The sequence below is a fragment of the Bacillus sp. AP50 genome (assembly GCF_040492675.1).
In the GTDB taxonomy this organism is placed as follows: Bacteria; Bacillota; Bacilli; order Bacillales; family Bacillaceae_G; genus Bacillus_A; species Bacillus_A cereus.
In genome coordinates this window covers 1-5,227 of the sequence record NZ_JBEUTW010000210.1, presented here as the reverse complement: position 1 = coordinate 5,227, position 5,227 = coordinate 1, and the positions used below count along the sequence as shown (strand labels likewise).

Sequence of the window (5,227 nt, the reverse complement as noted above, 5' to 3'; positions counted from 1 at the left end):
TTGCAGTTTGGCTTATTATATCGCTCTTTGTATGTTTAATCGTATATAAAAAGAAACAATTAGATTAAAAACTGAGTCAAAAGTGCTCAGTTTTTTTCTTTTTTCTATCATTTCCTCGGAAATTTTGCAATTCTCATACATATTTTTACAGATTTTGTCGAAAAGTAATTAGTTATACGTTGTATAGGATACGTGAATATTGTTCAAAATGATTGCTGAGGTGATGATGGAATGCGAGGAAGAAATAATAAAAAGTCGCAAAAGGTAGTACATTTATTTCAAAAAAGATGGGTGTTTCCGGCACTATACATTGCTTGTGCAGCGGTAATCTTAATGGTTGCGCTATGGTTCCAAGGAGCTAATCCGAAGAAGACTCCAAACCACGATCAAGCAACACCGTATACACAATCGGAAGATCCAGCAGTACCAGTAACAAAATCTTCAGAAGTAGTGAAAATGCCAGCTGCCGCGAATGCGGAAGTAGTCGTACAGAAGAAATTCTATGAAGATGCAGCAACTGAGGCGGAACAAGAAAAAGCACTTGTCTTTTATAACAACACATATTCCCCGAATAAAGGAATTGACATTGCTGCGAAGAATGGAAAAGAATTCAATGTTGCTGCTGCTTTAAGTGGTACAGTAACGAAAGCTGAAAAAGATTCACTTCTTGGTTATGTTGTAACAGTTGATAGTGGAAATGGTGTAGCGGTATCTTATCAAAGCTTAGGCAGTGTGAAAGTAGAAAAAGGTGCAAGAGTTGCACAAGGTGAAGTATTAGGAACATCCGGTCTAAGTGCAATGAATAAAGAGGCAGGTTCTCACGTTCACTTTGAAGTACGTAAAGACAATGTGGCTGTGAACCCTGAACGTTACTTAAATAAATCAGTAACAGAAATTAAAGCTGATGCAGGTGCTGCAAAGGCTACGAATGCTTCTGGTAAAAAAGCTGATGACAAATCTCAAAAAGAAGAGAAGTCAACGAGCACGAAACCTGAAAGTAAAACAGAAGACAAGTCTCAAAAAGAAGAGAAATCAACAAGCGGTTCAACTAGTGACAAAAAAGAAGAACCGAAGAAAGAAGAAAAATCAACAAATGGTTCTACAGAATCATCTAACGATTCTTCTTCACAAGAATAAGAAAGTGAAAAAATCAGTTCCCACTAGGGGAGCTGATTTTTTTATTTTTATATAAAAATACTCAATTTCGAGAAAAAAGTTGCAATAACAAGGAAAAATGACGAGATTCTCGAATATATATTACAAAAGGGAGGGGATACTGTGTCATTTTTGTTTGTTCTGTCGACTGCTATTATTTTATTGTTTGTTTTATTCACTTTATATTATTACATTGCCGGTAAGAAAGAGGTTCCCCACCATCAATTGTTAGAAGAAGAATTGGAACGAGAAGAATGACACCTTATATATAAGGTGTCATTTTTTTTCGCTATAATAGTCAGTTTTAACGTATTTCTCACAAAAAACGTAATTTTTCTTAACTTAGTCCGCAAAAATAGTGAACATGTAGCATATATCAGTAGTGCGGGCAATACAATGGTATAAACCAAAGCAAAGAGAGTGTTTGAGGTGAGAAATCGTGAATCATTTCATTATAAATCCAAGAATGTTTAACGCTTACAAACAGCACTCACACTTACTTCTTAGTCGTATGCAGCGAGGCTCATTTCACCCTTCTCACATCCAAATTAGGGAGGCGAGTGGTGTGCACGATTACATCAAAGAGAGAACTATCAAGATTGGTAAGTATATCGTGGAGACAAGAAAGACAGTGCGTGTCATTGCAAAGGAATTTGGGGTATCAAAGAGTACAGTCCATAAAGATTTAACAGAACGTCTACCAGAAATTAATCCAGAGCTCGCAAATGAAGTGAAAGAAATTCTTGATTATCATAAGTCTATTCGTCATTTAAGAGGGGGAGAAGCAACAAAACAAAAGTATAGAAAAGAAGATGTAGAGAAGCCTGTACGTCAATAATGTTACGGTAGCAAACATTCCGTTCACATTCGGTAATATTTTTCAGAAGAATTCTTTTTGCGAATATTACGTTTCTGTTAAATTTATGATAAAATCAGAAATTAGGTGAAAAGAATTCGGGTGTAACCTGATTTTGAATATCGAGGAGGAAAAAACGGGAATGTTTGCGCGAGATATCGGAATTGACCTAGGTACGGCTAACGTATTAATTCATGTTAAAGGTAAGGGTATTGTATTAAATGAGCCATCTGTTGTGGCGATTGATCGTAATAGTGGTAAAGTATTAGCAGTAGGTGAAGAAGCGAGAAGCATGGTGGGACGTACGCCTGGTAATATTGTAGCAATTCGTCCACTTAAAGATGGTGTAATCGCAGACTTCGAAATTACAGAAGCAATGTTAAAGTATTTCATTAACAAATTGGACGTAAAGAGCTTCTTTTCAAAACCTCGTATTTTAATTTGTTGTCCAACAAATATTACATCAGTAGAACAAAAAGCAATTCGTGAAGCTGCTGAACGTTCAGGTGGTAAAACAGTATTTTTAGAAGAAGAACCAAAAGTAGCCGCAGTTGGTGCTGGTATGGAAATCTTCCAACCAAGCGGTAACATGGTTGTTGATATTGGTGGAGGTACAACAGATATCGCTGTACTATCTATGGGTGATATTGTTACCTCTTCCTCTATCAAAATGGCTGGCGATAAGTTTGATATGGAGATCTTAAACTATATTAAACGTAAGTATAAGCTATTAATTGGAGAACGTACTTCAGAAGATATTAAAATTAAAGTTGGTACAGTATTCCCAGGTGCACGTAGCGAAGAACTTGAAATTCGCGGACGTGACATGGTAACAGGCTTACCACGTACAATTACAGTATGCTCTGAAGAAATTACAGAAGCATTAAAAGAAAATGCAGCTGTTATTGTACAAGCTGCAAAAGGTGTATTAGAGCGCACACCACCAGAATTATCTGCAGATATCATCGACCGCGGTGTTATTCTAACAGGCGGTGGAGCTTTACTACACGGTATCGACATGCTTCTAGCAGAAGAACTAAAAGTACCAGTATTAATTGCTGAAAACCCAATGCACTGCGTTGCGGTTGGTACAGGTATTATGTTAGAGAATATCGACAGATTACCAAAGCGTGCTTTGAGATAATTTGAAAGAACTAAGGCTAATGCCTTAGTTCTTTTTTTGTTTTTTTTATTTTTTTATTTTGTTTTTTTGCGAAAATGGAAGGAAAATAGAGAAATATGAAGGAAACAGGTAAAATATTCATATATATGGTTAAATTTAATATTTCCTTAATTGAAAACGTTTATAATATAATGAGTCGAATACGACATTAAGGCAAATAATGTTTCAATACATATTGCCTTTCCCTAATTTGGGCATACACTCTTTTCCACCTCCGTGTCAGTTGCAAAAATGTGCAACTATTTTAATGGAATAGAGTGTGTGCATTTTTTTTAGGAAGTTGTGCTAAATATAAAATGTTACTTTGTAATGACAAACAATAAACAAAATGGGATAATAGCAATATGTCCAAGTGGTAAGACCAATATTACAAAAGGGGCGATTGTTACATGCTAAATATAGAACAAATTAAAGAAATCATTCCTCACCGCTATCCATTTTTACTCGTTGATAAAATATTAGAAGTAGATGAAGGCAAAAGAGCGGTTGGGATTAAAAATGTATCCGCAAATGAAGAATTCTTTAACGGACACTTCCCTGACTATGCAGTTATGCCTGGTGTACTTATTGTAGAAGCATTAGCACAAGTCGGAGCAGTTGCAGTATTAAAGAAAGAAGAAAACCGCGGAAGACTTGCTTTCTTTGCAGGTATCGACAATTGCCGTTTCAAAAAACAAGTACGCCCAGGTGATCAACTTCGTCTAGAAGTAGAAATGACACGCGTACGCGGCCCAATTGGAAAAGGAAAAGCAATCGCAACAGTAGATGGTGAAGTTGCATGTGAGGCAGAAATTACATTTGCAATTGGTGATAAAAAAGAATAGATAGTACTAAAAAATCTCCTTGTGAAAAGACAAGGGGATTTTTTAGTTTCTGCTATATAACGATGAAACAATAATATACAAACTAATCAGAAAATTACTTGTAAATAGATGGTAATTACCATATACTTACTTTATTGTTTATCTAGAAAACAGGATAAGTGATAAAGGCAATAAAGAAATAAGGGCATTGTCATATTGTTAAGGTACTTAAATAAGACAAAGTAGAATGTTATTGATTATGATGAAATGTGGGGAACTCAGCAAGAATATTAATTAGACGTATGAAATCGAGCATAAGAGAGAGAAAAGGGAAATGTCGCATTTCACAAAAGGAGATTATGAATATGTTCGGGAGAAAGAAAAGAAAACCATTACGACAATTAATTACACATAAAGAGCCTAAATCGCGTATTACAGAACAATACCGTAACATTCGTACAAACATTGAGTTTACATCTGTAGATAATCATGTTCGTTCTATTATTGTTACTTCAGCCGACCCAGGTGATGGGAAAACAACAACAATCGCAAACTTAGCAGTTGTTTTCGGACAACAAGGAAAGAAAGTTTTATTAATTGGAGCTGACTTGCGTAAGCCGACGATACAAAACTTATTTGCTATTCATAGTTCAAATGGGTTAACGAACCTATTATCAGGACAAGCGAAACTCGTGCAATGCATTCAAAAAACAGATATAGAGAACGTATACTTAATGGCAGCAGGTCCAATCCCGCCAAACCCAGCAGAACTATTAGGGAGCCGGGCAATGGACGAGGCGTTGCTAGAAGCATATAACATGTTTGATATTATATTAATCGACACACCACCTGTCCTTGCGGTTACAGATGCACAAATACTTGCGAATAAATGTGATGGAATCGTACTCGTTGTACGAAGTGAAAAGACAGAAAAAGATAAAATCGTAAAAGCGAAACAAATATTAGATAAAGCATCAGGAAAACTACTAGGTGTTATTTTGAACGATAAAAGAGAAGAAAAAGAGCAGTATGGTTATTACTAAAATATGAAAAAGCCAACAAGGAAGTACTTGTTGGCTTTTTTTTCATTTTGAAATTTATTTCTCAAGTTACATAGCATAAAAAACATGATATGATAAATAATTTGGAAAATCATTGGAATGTGTTGTCATATTTAAGATTATTTTGTAAGATTATACTTGTTTCTTGTGAACAAATATAGAACTGAAT

At 35.3% G+C, this 5,227-nt stretch carries 6 protein-coding genes; all 6 read left to right on the top strand.

Annotated elements, in window-relative coordinates:
• The first annotated feature begins 231 nt into the window (after positions 1-231).
• Positions 232-1,137, top strand: a complete 906-nt coding sequence (locus tag ABWK52_RS16765; protein WP_001214926.1) for a M23 family metallopeptidase — start codon at positions 232-234, stop codon at positions 1,135-1,137.
• A 141-nt stretch (positions 1,138-1,278) separates the two neighbouring features.
• Positions 1,279-1,413: a hypothetical protein gene (locus ABWK52_RS16760; RefSeq protein WP_000008903.1), complete on the top strand. Its 135-nt coding sequence runs from the start codon at positions 1,279-1,281 to the stop codon at positions 1,411-1,413.
• Between the two features lie 307 nt (positions 1,414-1,720).
• Positions 1,721-1,993: a sporulation transcriptional regulator SpoIIID gene (spoIIID, locus tag ABWK52_RS16755; protein ID WP_000544012.1), complete on the top strand. Its 273-nt coding sequence runs from the start codon at positions 1,721-1,723 to the stop codon at positions 1,991-1,993.
• 160 nt (positions 1,994-2,153) lie between these two features.
• Positions 2,154-3,155, top strand: a complete 1,002-nt coding sequence (locus tag ABWK52_RS16750) for a rod shape-determining protein (protein WP_000457978.1) — start codon at positions 2,154-2,156, stop codon at positions 3,153-3,155.
• 428 nt (positions 3,156-3,583) lie between these two features.
• A complete protein-coding gene (gene fabZ, locus ABWK52_RS16745; protein WP_000931959.1) occupies positions 3,584-4,018 on the top strand; it encodes a 3-hydroxyacyl-ACP dehydratase FabZ in 435 nt (144 codons plus the stop codon).
• A 344-nt stretch (positions 4,019-4,362) separates the two neighbouring features.
• Complete coding sequence (locus ABWK52_RS16740) at positions 4,363-5,040, top strand: CpsD/CapB family tyrosine-protein kinase (protein ID WP_000467946.1); 678 nt, start codon at positions 4,363-4,365, stop codon at positions 5,038-5,040.
• Positions 5,041-5,227 lie beyond the last annotated feature (187 nt).